The organism is Vibrio sp. 779(2023) (assembly GCF_033344285.1).
In the GTDB taxonomy this organism is placed as follows: Bacteria; Pseudomonadota; Gammaproteobacteria; order Enterobacterales; family Vibrionaceae; genus Vibrio; species Vibrio alginolyticus.
On record NZ_JAWPOM010000001.1, the window covers coordinates 249,761 to 267,215 of the forward strand.

Here is a 17,455-nt window from a genome sequence, read left to right on the forward strand (position 1 = left end):
TTACATCATTAGAGGCTTCTATTCCAAAAATCTTTTGTAATCATAGTTTTCACTCTGTCACTGCTTAATTTTGTGAGATTAGTATGGCTTTATTCTCACGGAATTTAACTTTCAGAAATAAGGAAAATGATGAAGAAGTCACTAACAACATTAGGTTTGGCACTGGTATTTACAGGAACAGCTTATGCAGCAAGCTGGGGCTACGAGGGAAACCATGGGCCAGCTCATTGGGGTGAGTTTGCATCTGAGTGCGCAAAAGGTCAAAACCAGAGCCCAATCAACATTGAATCGGCGACCGAAGCGAAGCTAGAAAAATTGAATTTCGACTACGAAGGTAAGGCAATTTCACTGCTGAACAACGGTCACACTTTACAGACTGGTTTAGAAGGTAAAAACACACTCACCATTGATGGTAAAGAGTTTACGTTGAAACAATTCCACTTCCATACGCCATCTGAAAACCATGTGGACGGTAAAGAATACCCTCTAGAAGCACACTTTGTGCATGCCGACAAAGTAGGTCATCTAGCTGTTGTCGCGGTGTTCTTTAAACTGGGTGACGCGAACCCAGATCTAGCTAAGATGCTAGCTAACATTCCAACTAAAGATCAAGATGTTACCATCAAGGTTCCATTTGATGCTGATGCCCTTATCCCAAGTGATAAAGACTACTACCGCTTTAACGGCTCACTAACGACACCACCATGCTCTGAAGGTGTGCGTTGGTTGGTGATGAAAGAAGCACAAACTATTTCTCCTGAGCAGATAAAATCTTTTTCGGAAGTAATGGGGAAAAACAATCGCCCAATCCAACCGCTGAATGCACGTATAGTGTTAACGCAACAATAACCACTTCATGCGAAGAAAAATAAAAAGCCCGCTTAAACACAGCGGGCTTGATTATTTGGGTATTGGTGAGAACTAGAAGCCGTGATCTTCTTGCTCTTCCGCTTTTACCATTTGTATAGGATCAAGCTTAAGCGTCTGAGTAGGGAACGCGATATCTGCATCGTGTTCTTTAATGATGTTGATTACCTTAAGCAGTATGTCCTGCTTAACCTCATGGTATCTCACCCAATTCACGGTTTTAGTAAAGGTATAGATAAAGAAGTGCAATGATGATGGACCGAATGTATCGAAGTTGACGATAAGTGTTTGGCGTGCATCAATGTCTTTGTGATTTTTCAGCATTTCTTTTACCGCGGTGATAATTTGCGGCATTTTTTCAGCATCGTCGTAACGAAGTCCAATTTTTTCGTAGATACGTCGGTTCAGCATGCGAGATGGGTTTTCTACGACAATGCTGCTAAACACTGAGTTTGGCACATACAGTGGACGCTTATCGAAAGTTCGGATAATGGTCATACGCCAGCCAATGCGTTCTACCGTCCCCTCTATTTGTCGGTCTGGAGAACGGATCCAATCGCCAACTTTAAATGGACGATCGAAGTAGATCATAAGACCTCCAAAAAAGTTAGACAGCAAATCCTTCGCCGCTAAACCGACGATCAAACCACCAACACCACCGAAGGTAAGTAGGCCCGATAGTGACAGACCAAATGCCTGCATTACGGTTAGAATTCCGACGGTAATAAAGAACAGGCGCGCGACCTTAGCTATCGCTTGTACTGTTGTTTCATCTCGGTTCTTTTGTTCGAGAACATGCTCTTCAACATTGGTAATGAGCCGCATAACGGTCCATACGAAGATGCTGATGATTAAAATCAGTTTCAGCGTACTTAACCAGTTTATTTTATCGTTGAGCTCGCTCTCTAATATGATGCCGATAGAGACGGTTGCTGGCCAACACCAAATGAGTGTACTGACTGGCGCTTTTAGCGCATCAAGCAACATGTCATCCCAGTGGAAGGGCGTTTTCTCTACGAGCGCAGCGAGGCGAGAGCGGATCAGCCGCCAAGCTATCCAAGCTATAAAGCTAGCGAGCGTAATGAAAAGGACGCTCCCACTCCAATTTTGATGAGACGTTTCAATGTAGCTTTGTAATTCGGTAAACCACTGTGGCATATGTAACTTATTTCTAGTGAACCATGGAAGGAAAGGTAGCAGATATTACTCCTTCACCCCAGTGATTTCCTTTAAATCATTTACTTATGTCTAAACCGTCCGAGATGGACTTTTCCTTCCGATGACAAGAGAGTCACCTCAATGTTCTGTTGAGCGACCGCCTCATGCATGTTCAGAGGTACGCTACCAATGATTGAGGGTTGATATTTGGACGATCAATTATAACTTCTCTGACTTATCGCTAACATTTATCTTAAGTAAGTGTGAGAGTGTATTGGCTCTTGAATTAGCGGAGGCAGATATGGAATTTACAGAGCTGGATCGAAACGCGCTCTACGACATCTGGATGTCACAAAAAGCCAAAATGCACATCACTCAAATGGAAATGGCTAAGCGCCTTGGTTTGAGTCTACACGAGTTTTCTGGCTTGTTACGTGGTAATTCTCCACTGACGCTAGGTTTTGTAAAACAGCTATGCGAGCAGCTACATGTACGTCCTGGTCAGGTGATTCCGTCTTTGACGGAGCGTGATCTATCTGCATCTGGTACCGTTTATTTACAAAATCGTGTGACGGTGGATGGTGATATCAGTAACGTGTTTATCGACGGAAACCAAGTCGTGATCGAGTACGTTCACCAAGTTAGCTAGCTTGCTCGTCAAATTATCGGGTTGAAGAGCAATAAAAAACGAGCCACTGTTGGCTCGTTTTTTCGTTTCTGTTTTGCTCGCTCGCAAAGATTATGGGATTTTCACTAGCGAATCGCGTGAAAGATCCGCGATAGACTTAGCTCCAGTCAGCGTCATTGCTACACGCATTTCTTTATCGTACAGATCCAGTAGATTTTCAACGCCTGCTCCGCCTTGTGCTGCCAATGCGTACACAAATGAACGACCAAGAAGCGTACAGTCTGCACCAAGTGCGAGCATACGAACGACATCAAGACCAGTACGAATACCAGAGTCTACGAAGATCTTAAGATCACCTTTTACTGCATCAGCAATGCTTGGTAGTGCTTTAGCACTTGAAAGTACGCCATCTAACTGACGGCCACCATGGTTAGATACCACAATGCCATCCGCGCCGAAACGTACCGCATCTTTCGCGTCTTCTTCATCTAGAATGCCTTTGATAACCATTGGGCCATCCCAAAAATCACGAATCCACTCAAGATCTTTCCAGGAGATAGAAGGGTCGAAGTTTGCGCCTAACCAGCCGATGTAATCTTCTAGCTTTGTTGGTTCACCACGATAAGTTGAGATATTACCTAAGTCGTGCGGTTTACCAAGTAGACCCACATCCAGCGCCCAGCTTGGGTGGCGCATCGCCTGGAATACACGACGCATGGCCGCGTTAGGGCCACTCATACCTGAGTGCATGTCACGGTAACGTGCGCCAGGAACTGGCATATCAACGGTAAACACCAGCGTTGTTACGCCTGCTGCTTTTGCACGCTCAAGTACGTTTTTCATAAAGCCACGATCTTTCAGCACGTAAAGCTGGAACCACATTGGACGTTCAATTGCAGGTGCGACTTCTTCAATCGGACAAACCGAAACAGTCGACATAGTAAATGGGATGCCTTTTTTCTCGGCTGCTTTTGCTGCTTGTACCTCGCCTCGGCGCGCGTACATACCAGTTAGACCAACAGGAGCTAGCGCGATTGGCATTGCCAGTTTCTCACCGAAGATCTCGGTTTCGAGGCTCAAATCTGTCATATCGCGTAGGACGCGTTGGCGAAGAGCGACATCACCTAAATCGTCAGTATTACGCTTCAGCGTGCGTTCGTCGTAAGAGCCGCCATCAATATAATGGAATAGAAACGGGGGAAGCTTGGCTTTCGCGGCAGCGCGGTAGTCAGTAGAAGCTGAGATAATCATAATGGTGTCCTAGCGGTTATTCTAAGCAAAGTTGTGGAGCAATTTGCTCTTTCGTTGAGCCTTCATCGCAAAGCAGTGAAGACATCAAAATGAGTATAGTTACCTATGGTTCACTTACGTTTGAATCGGTGATGTTGGTAACCCATTTACATAATTGGTTGAAAAATTTTGTTAAATCACTCAATCAGTTATGCAAACTGGAAAGGGTGACACAGCTGTCGGGGGAATTGATGTAGCAAGCTAAATCAACATGTCGGGGTAGTAGTGCAGACAGCTGTGTCAAATTAGGCAGGGCTGTAAACCCTGCATTTCGCGCTACTTCATCAAGACATCTGTCATTTGGAAGCCATAAATCAGCACCAATCCAATAATGCCTGTCATTACAATGTAGTAGAACGTAGGGATAATCGTTTTACGCAATGTTGCGCCTTCTCGACCAAGCAAACCTACCGTGGCTGATGCGGCAACAACGTTGTGAATCGCAATCATGTTACCTGCGGCAGCACCGACGGCCTGGAGTGATACAACAATCACACTCGAAATAGACAACGTTTGTGCCACTTCGAATTGGAACTGGCTGAACATCATATTTGATACCGTGTTTGAGCCAGCGATGAACGCACCCAGTGCACCAACGGTGGCACTCAGCGCTGGGAACGCAGAACCAACAAGGTCAGAGGCGAAGTTTGCGGTTGTGACGGGCATACTTGCTAGGTCAGCACCGTTGATGCCTGAGTTGATAAAGATACGAACCATCGGAATGGTAAATACCAAGACAAAACCCGCCCCAATCAGTGTTTTGCTTGACTCGCCAAACGCTTCACGCAATGGCTTTACACTACCGCTTTGTAACATTGCAGCAAATAGTGCGACAAACACCAGAATGCCACCAGGAAGGTATAACGGCTGAATCGCAGCGCTAACGCCAGTCTCACCAAGAATGTTGCTGAACGACAAACTTACGCTTTGTACAAAGCCTTTCAGCTCAGGGCTTACGCGGCTTGCGACGAGAATAACTGCCAGCATTACATATGGAACCCAAGCTTTTACGATGCTCATTGGCTTGCCCGGATTGTCGTTTAGATCGACTTTTAGCGAACCTAACCACTCTGCAGGCCATTTGTCTTCGCTTTCGAAATCCCACTTAGTCTTTGGTACTAAGAAGCCTTTTTTCGCTGCGGTAACAACGATAGACAGACCAACCAAACCACCGATAAGTGAAGGGAACTCTGCGCCCAAGAATACGCCGGTTAACGCGTATGGAGCGGTGAAAGAGACACCAGCGAATAACGCAAATGGTAGAATATCCAGGCCTTCACTCCAGCTTCTGTTCTTGCCGAAGAAACGTGTTAACATCATCGCCATTAATACCGGGATCATCGTACCTACGACTGCGTGAATGACAGCAACGTGTGCTGTGATATCTTGCAGGTACATTTCCCACGTTGCACCTTGCGCGGCCAACGACTCACTGATGTTATGCGTGTCTAAACCTTTGTTTACACCTACGATGATAGGCGTGCCTACCGCGCCGAATGAAACAGGCGTAGACTGAATCATCATGCCCATTAGGACAGCGGCTAGCGCAGGGAAGCCGATTGCAACCAGCAGTGGTGCAGCGATTGCTGCCGGGGTACCGAACCCAGATGCGCCTTCAATGAACGAGCCAAAGCACCAAGCAATGATGATGGCTTGTACACGGCGGTCAGCCGAAATATCGGTAAATCCATTACGGATTGTGGTGATCGCTCCAGTGTGTTTTAAAGTGTTGAGCAAGAAGATGGCACCAAACACGATCCATAGAACAGAGACAGTAATGCCGAGTCCTTGGAATACGGAGGCCAGTACGCGATTGGCTGACATATCCCAAAACATAAGTGCGATAGCGACGGTTAGACCGAACGCAACAGGCATGGCTTTTTTAGCAGGCCAGTTGAGACCAACCAATAAGATGGCGGCAACAACAATTGGCGAAAATGCCACTAGGGCAAGTAGGGTTTCACTCATTTGTACATCCTTCGTACGCTGACTTCTCGAACGGTGTCAATCCGCTGTAGAGGTGACTTTTTGTTGTAATGGTTTTGTTAATTTGGCGTGAATTTACTCCTTTATTTTTTGTTGATATAGGGAAATAATGAAAATGATTAATTCCAAAAGTGACATAATGGTATGAGAGCAGACGACTTAATCCTATTTTCTCAAGTAATCGAACTTGGCAGCTTTAGTAAGGTTGCAGAGGCAAATAACCTTACAAATTCGGTAGTTAGCAAAAGAATGGCGAGGTTGGAGGAAGAAATAGGGGCTCAGCTATTATATCGAACAACGCGCAAATTAACCTTGACCGAGGCAGGTAAGGTGTTACTCCACAGTGCTAAAAATGTGAAGCAGGCCACTCAGGAGGCTATGGATGCTGTTGCAGGCTTTGGAGAGAATGTGAGTGGTCATATAAAAATGTCCGTGCCGTGTATCTCTGGAGATTTGATACTTGCTGATGCTGTTGCCGAGTTTTGTAACCTTCATCCGGGTCTGACCGTGGACATGTCATTGGATAACCGCTTTGTCGATTTAGTGGCTGATGGTTACGACTTAGTCATTCGAACTGGCTACCTAGCCGACTCCAGTTTGATCGCACGACATATTCTCGATTCCCAATGGGTGGTATGCGCGTCACCTTCTTATATTGCGAAAAATGGGAAACCGATCGAGCCGATTGATCTCACCACGCACAATTGTCTGCAATACGCTTACCAAACCACAGGTGCAACGGATTGGGAGTTTAAAGGAGAAGATGGCAATTACATCGTCAAAGTATCGGGCTGCTTTTCTACTGATAACGCGACCGCATTACGTAAAGCCGCTCTGGGCGGCCATGGTATTGCTTACGTCCCGCGCTGCTTGGTGTATCACGATATTCGTAATGGTCAACTGGTGGATATTTTTCCTGAATTAGTAGGTAAAAAGTTGGGTATCTACGCGGTGTACCCGTTTACTCGTCAACCACCGAACAAAGTGAAGCTGCTTATTGAGCACATTCGTGACCGGTACTTAACGATATCTCATTATTTCTAGGTTCTTCATAGATTTAAAACAATGTCGTTGAAATCAAAATTGGGTGCTCTAAGGTAATCACCGCAATAAAACGATTGAAGATAAACAACTTAATAAAAACAACGGAGTAACACGGACGTTATGCATTACCCAAAAACACGTAAAGATTCTGTCGTGGACACTTATTTTGGTCACGACATTGCCGACCCTTATCGCTGGTTAGAAGATGATCGCAGTGAAGAAACCGCACAATGGGTTTCGGGTCAAAATTCGGTCACCTTCGATTTCCTTGGTCAGATACCGTACCGCCAACAAATCCGTGACTTAGTGGCGAACAGTCAAAACTACGAAAAATATTCCCAGCCATTTGTACGTGGTGACTACACCTACTTCTACAAAAACGACGGTTTGCAAAACCAAAGCGTATTGTATCGACGTAAAGGCGAGGGAGAAGCCGAGGTTTTCCTTGATCCAAATGCTTTCTCCGAAGAGGGCACGACCTCTCTTGGCGAAGTCAGCTTCTCTAAAGACTACCGTTTGGTCGCGTATTCCATCTCAGAAGGGGGTAGTGATTGGCGTAAGATCTTTGTCATTGATACGGAAACCAAAGAACAGTTAGAGCCTGAGATTGTTGATGCGAAGTTTACGTCGATTTCTTGGCTGGGCAGCAAAGGCTTCTATTACTCAAGCTACGATAAGCCGCAAGGCAGCGAGTTGTCTGCTCGAACTGAGCATCACAAGCTTTATTATCATGAACTTGGTACCCCTCAATCTGAAGATAAAGTGATTTTTGGTGAGTTGGATACGCAAGTTCATCGTTATGTGTCTGGTACGACGACGACAGATGATCGCTTCCTTATTATCTCTGGCGCAGAATCTACATCGGGTAATCGTCTGTTTTATATCGATTTACAGTCTGACTCCCAAGCAATTGTGACGCTGCGCGATACAACGCAAGGCGACACCTACTTGATTGATAGTCAAGACGAGACCTTGCTGCTTTACACCAACCTAGATGCGCCGAACGGCAAAGTTGTCAGCTACAACACTCAGACAGAACAATGGGCTGACGTGATTGCTGAACAAGAACAGCCGTTAGAAATCAGCAAAGGTGGCGGTTATCTGTTTGCGACTTATATGGTAGATGTGCTTTCTAAAGTGCAGCAGTTTAACTACCAAGGTGAGTGGATTCGAGATGTACAATTGCTGGGAGAAGGCACGGCTTATGGTCTGGCGGGTAAAAAAGAAGAAACCACACTTTATTACACATTCACTAACTACGTGACGCCTCCGACGATCTTCTCATTTGATGTCGAATCTGGTGAATCGACACTGTTTCAGGAATCAAAGGCACCGTTCGATCGTAATGAGTATGAATCAAAACAGGTGTTTTACACCTCAAAAGACGGCACGCAAGTTCCGATGATCATTTCATACAAGAAGGGCATTGCACTTGATGGTAGAGCACCAACCATGTTGTATGGTTACGGCGGTTTTAACATCAGCCTTACTCCAATGTTTTCTGGCAATGTAGCCAACTGGCTAGAGTTGGGTGGTATATACGCTGTCGCCAACATGCGAGGCGGCGGTGAATACGGTAAAGCCTGGCACAACGCAGGCACTCAGCAGCAAAAGCAAAACGTGTTTGATGACTTTATTGCGGCGGCGGAATACCTGATTGAAAACGACTACACTAGCTCGGATCGCCTAGCGATTCGCGGTGGTTCTAATGGTGGTTTGTTAGTTGGAGCGTGTATGACGCAACGCCCTGAACTATTCAAAGTCGCGCTGCCTGCGGTTGGCGTGCTTGATATGCTGCGTTATCACACGTTTACTTCTGGAGAAGGCTGGAAGTATGACTATGGCACGTCGGAGCAAAGTGAAGCGATGTTCCAATACTTGCTTGGTTACTCTCCTGTTCACAATGTAAAAGAAGGCGTGCAATATCCTGCTACCTTGGTGACAACTGCTGATCACGACGACCGAGTTGTGCCAGCACATTCGTACAAATTTATTGCGAAGCTGCAAGACAAACAGCAAGGCGCTAATCCAGTATTGATACGCATTGATGTTAATGCCGGTCATGGTGCAGGAATGCCGCTGAGTAAGCAAATTGACCTCACCACAGACGTGTATGCATTTACGTTACATAATATGGGTATTGAGTCAATTTAATGCCCTAGTTGTTAGAAACTTCTGAGAATAAAAAAATGCCGCGACAGTGTCGCGGCATTTTTCATGGTTGGGGGAACTCAATTCATACTGTTTGCCAGTATTTGAGCCAGGTTGACTAAGTCTGACTCTTGAACCAACCAGTCTCGGCGGCCAAACCGAAAGGCAGCTACGCCATTCTTAAGACAAGATGAATTTATCACCTTTTCTTAATCCTAGTTTATGAATATGAAACTGTGATGAACCTAAGCCGCATTGTGCTGATTTTCACTGTTTTCAAGATCAAATGAGGCATCTATCAGTTTTTTCGTGTAGTCATTTTTAGGGTTTTGGAAAATCTTTTCGGCCGTACCTTGTTCCATGACCTCGCCCTTTTGCATGACTAGAACACGATCAGAGAGTGCTTTGACGACTGATAGATCGTGGCTAATAAACAAGTAGCCAATATTGTGTTTTTTCTGCAAGTCTTTCAGGAGATCAATCACAGTCAGTTGAACCGAGCGGTCCAATGCAGAGGTTGGCTCATCAAGCAAAATAAACGAAGGCTCAAGAATTAGTGCTCGCGCGATAGCAATACGCTGACGCTGGCCTCCCGAAAACTCGTGTGGATAACGGTTGATGGACGCGGGATCTAAGCGAACCTCTCGAAGCACGTCGCGTGCTTTCTGCATACGTTCTTTTTTACTCAACATTGGCTGGTGGACAGTTAATCCTTCAGTGATGATCTCGCCGATAGTCATACGAGGAGAAAGCGAACCATAAGGGTCTTGGAATACCATCTGAACGTCTTTTTTCAGCTCAAAACGTTCTTTGTTTGTCAGCAAGGCCATATCTTGGCCTTTATATTCTATTTTGCCAGTTGAGGGCAGTAGACCTATCAAAGCTCGGCCGAGTGTAGACTTACCTGAACCGGACTCCCCAACGATCCCGAGGGTCTCTCCTTGTTTAAGCTCAAGAGAAATGCCTTTTACCGCTTCGAAGTACTCATTCTTGCTCGCAATAAAATGCGACTTTACCAAGAATTTGACTCGTATATCGTCAGCCTTTAACAGCTGCGTAGCACTTTCGCTAATAGGCTCCTTACTGCCTTTAGGAATCGAATTGATTAGCATACGTGTGTATTCGTGCTTTGGGTCCTTGAAGAGTGTTTGTGTTTCGCCTTCTTCGACGACTTCTCCTTTACACATCACAATGACACGATCTGCAAAGTGTTTTACGACGCCTAAGTCATGAGTAATAAATAGGATTGCCATGCCCATCTGAGCCTGAATTTCTTTAATCAGGTGCAACACTTCTGCTTGAACCGTGACATCCAACGCTGTTGTAGGTTCGTCGGCGATCAAAATATCGGGCTCGTTAATCAGTGCCATCGCAATCATGATGCGTTGCAATTGACCACCAGAAAATTCGTGTGGGTACTTGTTGTACGCTTTTTCTGGGTTTGGCATATGAACTAATTCAAACAGCTCTAACACCTTTGCTTTTGCTGTTCGTCTGTCGACCGGGCGGTGACACATGATGGCCTCAGCGACTTGGATACCCACCCGCATGTACGGGTTTAGTGAGGTCATCGGCTCTTGAAAAATCATGCCAATGCGATCACCGCGAATACTTTGCATTTCACGCTCTGTTTTATCCAAGATGGAGCTACCCTCAAACATGATGGATGAGTTTTCATGCAAAATAGCGTTGTCTGGCAGTAGTTTCATCAGTGCATTGGTTGATACTGACTTGCCAGAGCCAGATTCGCCAACGATGGACAGCGTCTCGCCTGCTTTTAAATCGAAGCTAACATTCTTTACTGCATCGACGATCCCATCGTTTGTCGTAAAGCTGACTGATAGGTTGTTCACCGAAAGAATGGTTTTAGAAGACATCACAGATCCTTGTGGTTGATAAAGCAAATGATACTCAAGCAATGGACAGTACAAACCTAGCTGGCCTCAATGCTTGAGCTTTAGATTAATTATACAGGTGAGAAGGCGAAGCTTTTGCCGAACTCATTACTTGCAAATGTAAGAACTGCTCATGCGCGCGCGTTACGTGCTCGAGTTCTATCATCCATTGAGCATTACGTTGGGCAGCGCAAAATGCCGCCATGTGAGCTAACAAGTCTTCGCTCTGTTGACCAAGTAGGTGACCTACGCGCTCAATCAGTTCATGGCTCTCTAGCTGCAAAAATTGAAATAGCGCGTAAGTTTGATTGAGTATTGAGAACGCATCATGTTGTAAGCCGAGTTTGTTGAGAATCTCTGATTGCGTCACGCTGGCATCTCTTAGCCCCGTAATGAGACATACAAACTGGCAAGGTTTAGTTTGTGCATTTTCTAGCGCTAAATGAATGTGGTTGGGTAGATTGTTGAGCACGTCGTCATATAAACGATGAGCTTCTGGCCAATGGCCTTGTTCCATCAGTTGCTCCGCTTTTAAGTAGCGCATCCAGCATTGCTCAATATTCATATCCATCTCCACAACATTTGATTTGTTTAGATATTAAATGAAATTGATTATCAATTGCAAGTGCGTGTTAATATCACTTATGTGTTCATAAAATGTCCAATCAATCTAGGGTGGAAGGTAAATCACTTAAAATTAAGCAAATAATCTCTACACTCAAATGACGAAAATAAGAAAAAAGGAAGTGGATATGGCAATACTAAGATTGGAAGCTAAGCAGCTATATTCTGTAGCAGATCTAGAGAATATGCCATGTAAGTCGACCAAGGAGTTACCTCCAATTGATGAAATCGTGGGCCAAGAGCGCGCGCAAAAAGCGGTCGAGTTTGCGATGTCCATCAAAGAGAAAGGGTATAACATCTACGCCATTGGTCAGAATGGGCTAGGTAAACGCACCATGATCTTGCGCTATCTGAATCGTCACCAACACGATGCAGCAGCCCTGTTTGATTGGTGTTACGTTGCGAACTTTGAGGATACCCGTACACCAAAGGTATTAAAGCTGCCTTGTGGTATCGGAAATAAGCTACGTGTTGATATTGAAGCTTTAATGGGCAAATTATTGAATGCTTTACCCCTAGCATTCGACAATGAAATGTACTTTAGCCGCGCTGAGCGATTAAAAAATCAATTGGCAGCTAAGCAACAAAACGAGCTGGATCGTATTAGTCGAGAGGCAAAAGAAAAAGGCATCAGCCTAACACTGACTACACAGGGGGATTATCAGTTTGTCGCCATGAACGGTGATGAGCTTCATACGGAAGAGTCTTTTGATGTACTAAGCAAAAAAGAACAAGAGCAATTCAGCGATGCTATTGATGAACTCGAAGTGCGATTGCGCTCGATGGTTCGTGAGCTTACGGAGTGGGAAGAGACATACAGCGATAAAATCAAAAAGCTCAATGATGAAGTGACGCTTGATGTGATTACTCACTTCATCAAAAAACTCAAAGTGGATTACGCGCAATATTCCGAAATCAAAACCTACTTAACTGAGCTGCAAAAAGATATTGTTGAAAACGCAGATATCTTCCTTGACCAAAGTGGCGAGCAAGGCGAAATTGCGACGGCATCCTTGGATAAAAAATTGCCACGTCGTTATAAAGTGAACGTCTTGGTAAGCCGTAAAAGCAGCGAATTTCCTATCGTTGTTGAAGAAAACCCCAACTATCATTCACTCTTCGGGTCGATTGAGACTGCCACTTTCAAGGGAACGGTGTTTACCGACTTCTCGCTGATTCGCGCAGGGAGCTTGCATAAGGCGAATGGCGGCGTTCTATTAATGGATGCTCAGAAAGTACTTGAACAGCCTTACGTTTGGGATGGTTTGAAGCGCGCATTGCGTGCTCGTCAATTGAGTTTTACGTCTCTAGAAAAAGAAGTCACATTGACGGGGGCGGTATCACTCGATCCTGAACCGATTCCGCTTGATATCAAAATCATCTTATTTGGTGATTACCGAACTTACCAATTACTCCAACATTACGATCCAGAGTTCAGCGAGTTGTTCCGCGTGACGGCAGATTTCGAAGACGAAATGAAACGTACGCCGGAGTCTGAGCTGCATTACGCGCGCTTTATCTCTAGCGTGGTGCATGACAACAATATGCTGCATTGCGATCGCAAAGCCATTGCTCGAATCATCGAATACAGCTCACGTTTGTCTGGCGACCAATCCAAGCTATCTCTACATTCGGCTAATATCGCCAACTTGCTTCGAGAGTCGAACTACGTAGCTCGTCAAGCCAACTCCAACATGATTCGTATTGGGCATGTTGAAGAGGCGCTCAATAACCAAGAAATGCGAGTAAGCCGATTACGCGATAACGTAATGGAAACCTTTATTAACGGCACAACGCTGATTCGCACCGAAGGAGAAGCCGTAGGCCAAGTGAACGCACTTTCGGTATTGAGCACTAGTGACTACATGTTTGGTGCACCGAATCGCATCACAGCGACGACGTGTTACGGTGATGGGGATGTTATCGATATCGAGCGCAGCGTGGATTTGGGTGGCAGTATTCACTCTAAGGGCGTGATGATTTTGTCTGCCTACTTATCTTCCGTATTTGGTAAAACGGCACGAGTGCCATTAACGACAACCATTACCTTTGAGCAATCTTATGGTGGTGTTGATGGTGATAGTGCCAGCATGGCTGAGTTATGTGCGGTTGTGTCTGCTTTTTCAAAGCAACCAAACCGACAAGACATTGCGATAACAGGGTCGATGAATCAATTTGGTCAAGCTCAGCCTATTGGTGGCGTAAACGAAAAGATCGAAGGCTTTTATGATGTGTGTGTAATTAAAGGTCGTCATGACGGGCAGGGGGTCATTATTCCGCGCTCTAATGTTCACAATCTAATGCTTCGTTCCGACATCGTGAAAGCAGTCGAAAAAGGCGAGTTTAATATTTGGGCGATTGACCATGTTACTGAAGCTATCGAATTGTTTACGGGGAAAGTTGCTGGTGAGCCAACTGATGAAGGTTCTTATCCAATCGATACCATTTTTGGCCTTGCTCAAGCTAAGCTCAATTCGTTGAGAAAATAGGCTGAAACCGTCCTAAATGTGAATGTATCTCATCATAAGTGATCATAATTTATCATAACGACAATATCCCGACGCCACTGTCGGGATATTGTCAATAACAGATTGAAAATGGAGAGTTTTTGTACTAGACAAAAGTGTGATCGACCTCTAATATTCGCCACTTGTTTATTCGTCTGGGATTTATCCCGTCGCAAGGAAGCATAGATATTCAAACTGCCGAAAAGTAACGTTGTTATAGGCACTGCTCGAGTTTGTTTGGATATAGACATCACGCATACAACTGAGGCCCTGTCATGCAGTTATCACTGAAAAATTTGTCAGTACGAACGCAAATTTTGGTTCCGGTATTATTTACCGCGATTGTTTTGTTTATTGCTCTTTGGATTACTAAAAACAATCTTCAAGCAGAGCAAGATGTTATTGCTTCCAACCAAGAATCTTTGGTTTTTCACAAAGACACATTGGCGAGTATTGACGACCAAATTTACCCTCTGCGCATAAGCGCGGTTTACGCTATTTACGATGCTTCTCGTCGTGAGAATTTTCTAACCGAATTGAAAGAAGGCTTAAAGCAAGTTGATGCCGATTTAAGCGCAATTGAAGCCCGAAACCTATTCCGTGACGATGCCGTTAAAGTTCGCCAAGCAATTGAATCCTATGTGCGATATTCAGAGCGCTCAGTTGCTTTCTTCAACCAATACGATCAAGGTTTGAAATCGGATAGCGAGTACCGTGCATTTGTCAAAGAGTATCGCAATGTTGGCCGAGAAATGGTCCAACAAATTAACACGCTATCAAAGCATGTAAACGAGCAAGCTGAACAATCTACTATCAGAAGTCATCAGCAAAATGAACGTGTGCAAAATAACGCTATGTTGACGGTTTTAGCGGTATTTGCTTTCTCATTGATAGGCGCTTGGTTCCTATCTGGCATGATTGTTACACCAATCCAAAAGCTGCAAGAAGTGATGCGTCAGTTAGCAATGGGTAATCTATCAGTACGTGCAGATGTCGATGGGGACAATGAGATCTCTAAGCTGAGCAAAGATGTAAACCAAACCGCAGAGCAGTTATACAACACTGTGGACCAGTTAACCCGTATTAGTGAGGAAGTTGCATCTGCATCGACCGAATTAGCTGCGGTAATGACGCAAGCGGAAGCGAACGCTCAACAAGAGTTGGCGGAGATCGAGCAAGTTGCATCTGCGGTTAACGAGCTTGCAAGCACTGCGAATAATGTGAGTGATAACGCGACCTCTGCTGACGCAACCGCGCGTGAAGCTGATGGACTTGCTCAATCAGGTTTGGCTATCTTCCAAGAAAGTGCGGAAGCAAGTGCGCAAATGTCTCAAGCATTGAACGATGCAGCGCAAGTTGTTTTGCGTCTAAAAGAGCAATCTGTACAGATCAACGATGTTATTGAAGTGATTCGCGGCGTATCTGAGCAGACCAACTTGCTAGCATTGAATGCTGCGATTGAAGCGGCGCGAGCTGGTGAGTCTGGTCGTGGTTTTGCGGTAGTAGCTGATGAAGTACGCATGCTAGCAGCGCGTACTCAAGACTCGACACAAGAGATCCAAACGATCATTGAAGAGCTTCAAGCGCAGTCTGGGCTGGCGAATGACAGTATGCAAGTCAGCCTTGATATGCTTAGCCGCAACAACGAGCTGACGCAACAAGCGAATGAGGCGTTGGTTGGAATTACCGAGTCGGTCGCCAACATCAACGATTCAAACACGCAAGTCGCAACCGCAGCCGAAGAGCAGTCTCAAGTTACTCAAGATATCAATCGCAACGTGGTTAACATGTCGGAGCTTGTAAACCAAAACGTAGCGGGCATCAGCCAGAGTGCAAGTGCGAGTACTGAGCTTTCATTACTTGCAGAGAAGCAGAAAGAGCAATTAAGTTTCTTTAAGCTTTAATTCATCATCTACTTATCAAATCTCTAAATCCCTGAGTGAATGCTCAGGGATTTTTTGTTTGTAATAATCGGATTTATTATCAATAAGTCTATCTAAAACAGTCAGTTAACAAGATTTTTTGCGGGCAATGTCACGTTTTGTGATATTGTTTTTACATTTTTTTCGTCAATTTTTTTTTGACGCGAACATTTTTTTTAACTCAACCGATAACTTGATGGTTGAGAGGTATTCATATCGTCATTTTAAGTGGTGTTTTCTTCTATAAGTGCTGTTTATTCAACACGTTGCGTGAAAAATAACAGCTGCTACTATGCCGCCAGTTTTCTCGTTGGTACAGAAAAGTCCTGTTTTTCTGGTGAGAAAACACATATAAAACAATGATATGGAAAATAACAATGAAATTAAAAACTTTAGCTGTAGCAGTGGCGCTAATGGCATCAGGATCTCAAGTTGTCGCTTCAGAACTATACAACCAAGATGGCACTTCTCTTGAGATGGGCGGCCGCGCTGAAGCGCGTCTTTCTATGATGGATGGTAAGGCAGAAGACCGTACTCGCATCCGTCTTAACTTCCTAGGCAAACAGGAAATCAATGAAAACCTATACGGCGTTGGTTTTTGGGAAGGTGAGTTCAAAACAAAAGAAGAAGGTGCCGTAGATAACAATAGTGATCTTGAAACTCGTTACGCTTATGCGGGTCTGGGTGGCAAATACGGTGAAGTAACTTACGGTAAAAACGACGGCGCACTAGTGGTTCTTACTGACTTTACTGACATTATGGCTTACCACGGTAACACAGCAGCACTTAAACTGCCTGTTTCTGACCGTACAGATAACATGCTGTCTTACAAAGGCCAATTCGAGCAACTAGCTGTACGCGCAAGCTACCGTTTTGCTGATCGCACAACAGATGCACAAGGCTTTACAGACAACGAGGAAGATGGCTTCTCTCTATCTGGTGTTTACGCGTTTGCTAACACTGGTTTTGAACTAGGTGCTGGTTACGCAGATCAAAACGACAGCGATGAGTTCATGCTGGTAGCTGCATACTCTGTAGGTGACTTCTACTTCGCTGGTAACTACACTGGCGCGGATATGGATGTTGCAGGTAAGACTTTTGATTACAAAGGCTACGAACTAGCCGCTGCTTACACTATGGGTCAAACTGTATTCACTTCTACGTTCAACAAAGGTGAACTAGAAGACGCAGATACTGTAGAAAACCTAGCTGTTGATGTAACTTACTACTTCAAGCCTAACTTCCGTGGCTACGCATCATACAACTTCGATCTAATGGATAACGAAGGCGCGGCTGAAAAAGATGAGCTAGCGCTAGGTCTACGTTACGACTTCTAAGTCATGACTCTTATCTAAGATACTGCCTTATTCTTAGTAAATAAAA

Annotated in this window: 12 protein-coding genes; 7 read left to right on the forward strand and 5 right to left on the reverse strand. The window is 44.8% G+C overall.

Going from position 1 to position 17,455, the window contains the following annotated elements; all coding sequences use genetic code 11:
• Positions 1-129 precede the first annotated feature (129 nt).
• Entirely contained in the window at positions 130-849 is a 720-nt protein-coding gene (locus R8O70_RS01120; RefSeq protein WP_158156056.1) for a carbonic anhydrase, read from the forward strand.
• A gap of 72 nt (positions 850-921) precedes the next feature.
• Here the strand turns inward: R8O70_RS01120 and R8O70_RS01125 are convergent, their stop codons facing one another.
• A complete protein-coding gene (locus R8O70_RS01125) occupies positions 922-2,025 on the reverse strand; it encodes a mechanosensitive ion channel family protein (RefSeq protein WP_005375107.1) in 1,104 nt (367 codons plus the stop codon).
• 301 nt (positions 2,026-2,326) lie between these two features.
• Here R8O70_RS01125 and R8O70_RS01130 point away from each other — a divergent pair, with 301 nt between their 5' ends.
• Positions 2,327-2,674 carry a helix-turn-helix domain-containing protein gene (locus R8O70_RS01130; protein ID WP_005375109.1) on the forward strand — a complete coding sequence of 116 codons (348 nt, stop codon included), beginning with the start codon at positions 2,327-2,329 and terminating at the stop codon, positions 2,672-2,674.
• A gap of 90 nt (positions 2,675-2,764) precedes the next feature.
• Here the strand turns inward: R8O70_RS01130 and lldD are convergent, their stop codons facing one another.
• Together lldD and R8O70_RS01140 are read right to left on the reverse strand one after the other, a co-directional pair.
• On the reverse strand, positions 2,765-3,904 hold the full coding sequence (gene lldD / locus R8O70_RS01135) for an FMN-dependent L-lactate dehydrogenase LldD (protein ID WP_005383962.1): 1,140 nt from the start codon (positions 3,902-3,904) through the stop codon (positions 2,765-2,767).
• A gap of 315 nt (positions 3,905-4,219) precedes the next feature.
• Entirely contained in the window at positions 4,220-5,911 is a 1,692-nt protein-coding gene (locus tag R8O70_RS01140) for an L-lactate permease (protein ID WP_258477709.1), read from the reverse strand.
• A gap of 162 nt (positions 5,912-6,073) precedes the next feature.
• Here R8O70_RS01140 and R8O70_RS01145 point away from each other — a divergent pair, with 162 nt between their 5' ends.
• The gene (locus tag R8O70_RS01145) at positions 6,074-6,973 is read left to right on the forward strand and encodes a LysR family transcriptional regulator (RefSeq protein WP_005375112.1); all 900 of its coding nucleotides are present in this window, start codon (positions 6,074-6,076) and stop codon (positions 6,971-6,973) included.
• Positions 6,974-7,093: 120 nt separating this feature from the next.
• Positions 7,094-9,127 carry a prolyl oligopeptidase family serine peptidase gene (locus tag R8O70_RS01150; protein WP_258623834.1) on the forward strand — a complete coding sequence of 678 codons (2,034 nt, stop codon included), beginning with the start codon at positions 7,094-7,096 and terminating at the stop codon, positions 9,125-9,127.
• Positions 9,128-9,369: 242 nt separating this feature from the next.
• Here the strand turns inward: R8O70_RS01150 and R8O70_RS01155 are convergent, their stop codons facing one another.
• Positions 9,370-11,001, reverse strand: a complete 1,632-nt coding sequence (locus tag R8O70_RS01155; protein WP_017820516.1) for an ABC transporter ATP-binding protein — start codon at positions 10,999-11,001, stop codon at positions 9,370-9,372.
• A gap of 85 nt (positions 11,002-11,086) precedes the next feature.
• Entirely contained in the window at positions 11,087-11,584 is a 498-nt protein-coding gene (locus tag R8O70_RS01160; RefSeq protein WP_017820515.1) for a hypothetical protein, read from the reverse strand.
• A gap of 187 nt (positions 11,585-11,771) precedes the next feature.
• Between R8O70_RS01160 and R8O70_RS01165 the strand changes: the two genes are divergently transcribed.
• From R8O70_RS01165 to R8O70_RS01175, 3 genes are all read left to right on the forward strand, one after another.
• Positions 11,772-14,132, forward strand: coding sequence for a Lon protease family protein (locus R8O70_RS01165; RefSeq protein WP_005375118.1), 2,361 nt, complete (start codon positions 11,772-11,774; stop codon positions 14,130-14,132).
• A gap of 293 nt (positions 14,133-14,425) precedes the next feature.
• Positions 14,426-16,054: a methyl-accepting chemotaxis protein gene (locus R8O70_RS01170; RefSeq protein WP_005375120.1), complete on the forward strand. Its 1,629-nt coding sequence runs from the start codon at positions 14,426-14,428 to the stop codon at positions 16,052-16,054.
• Positions 16,055-16,449: 395 nt separating this feature from the next.
• Complete coding sequence (locus R8O70_RS01175) at positions 16,450-17,409, forward strand: porin (RefSeq protein ID WP_064354918.1); 960 nt, start codon at positions 16,450-16,452, stop codon at positions 17,407-17,409.
• Positions 17,410-17,455 lie beyond the last annotated feature (46 nt).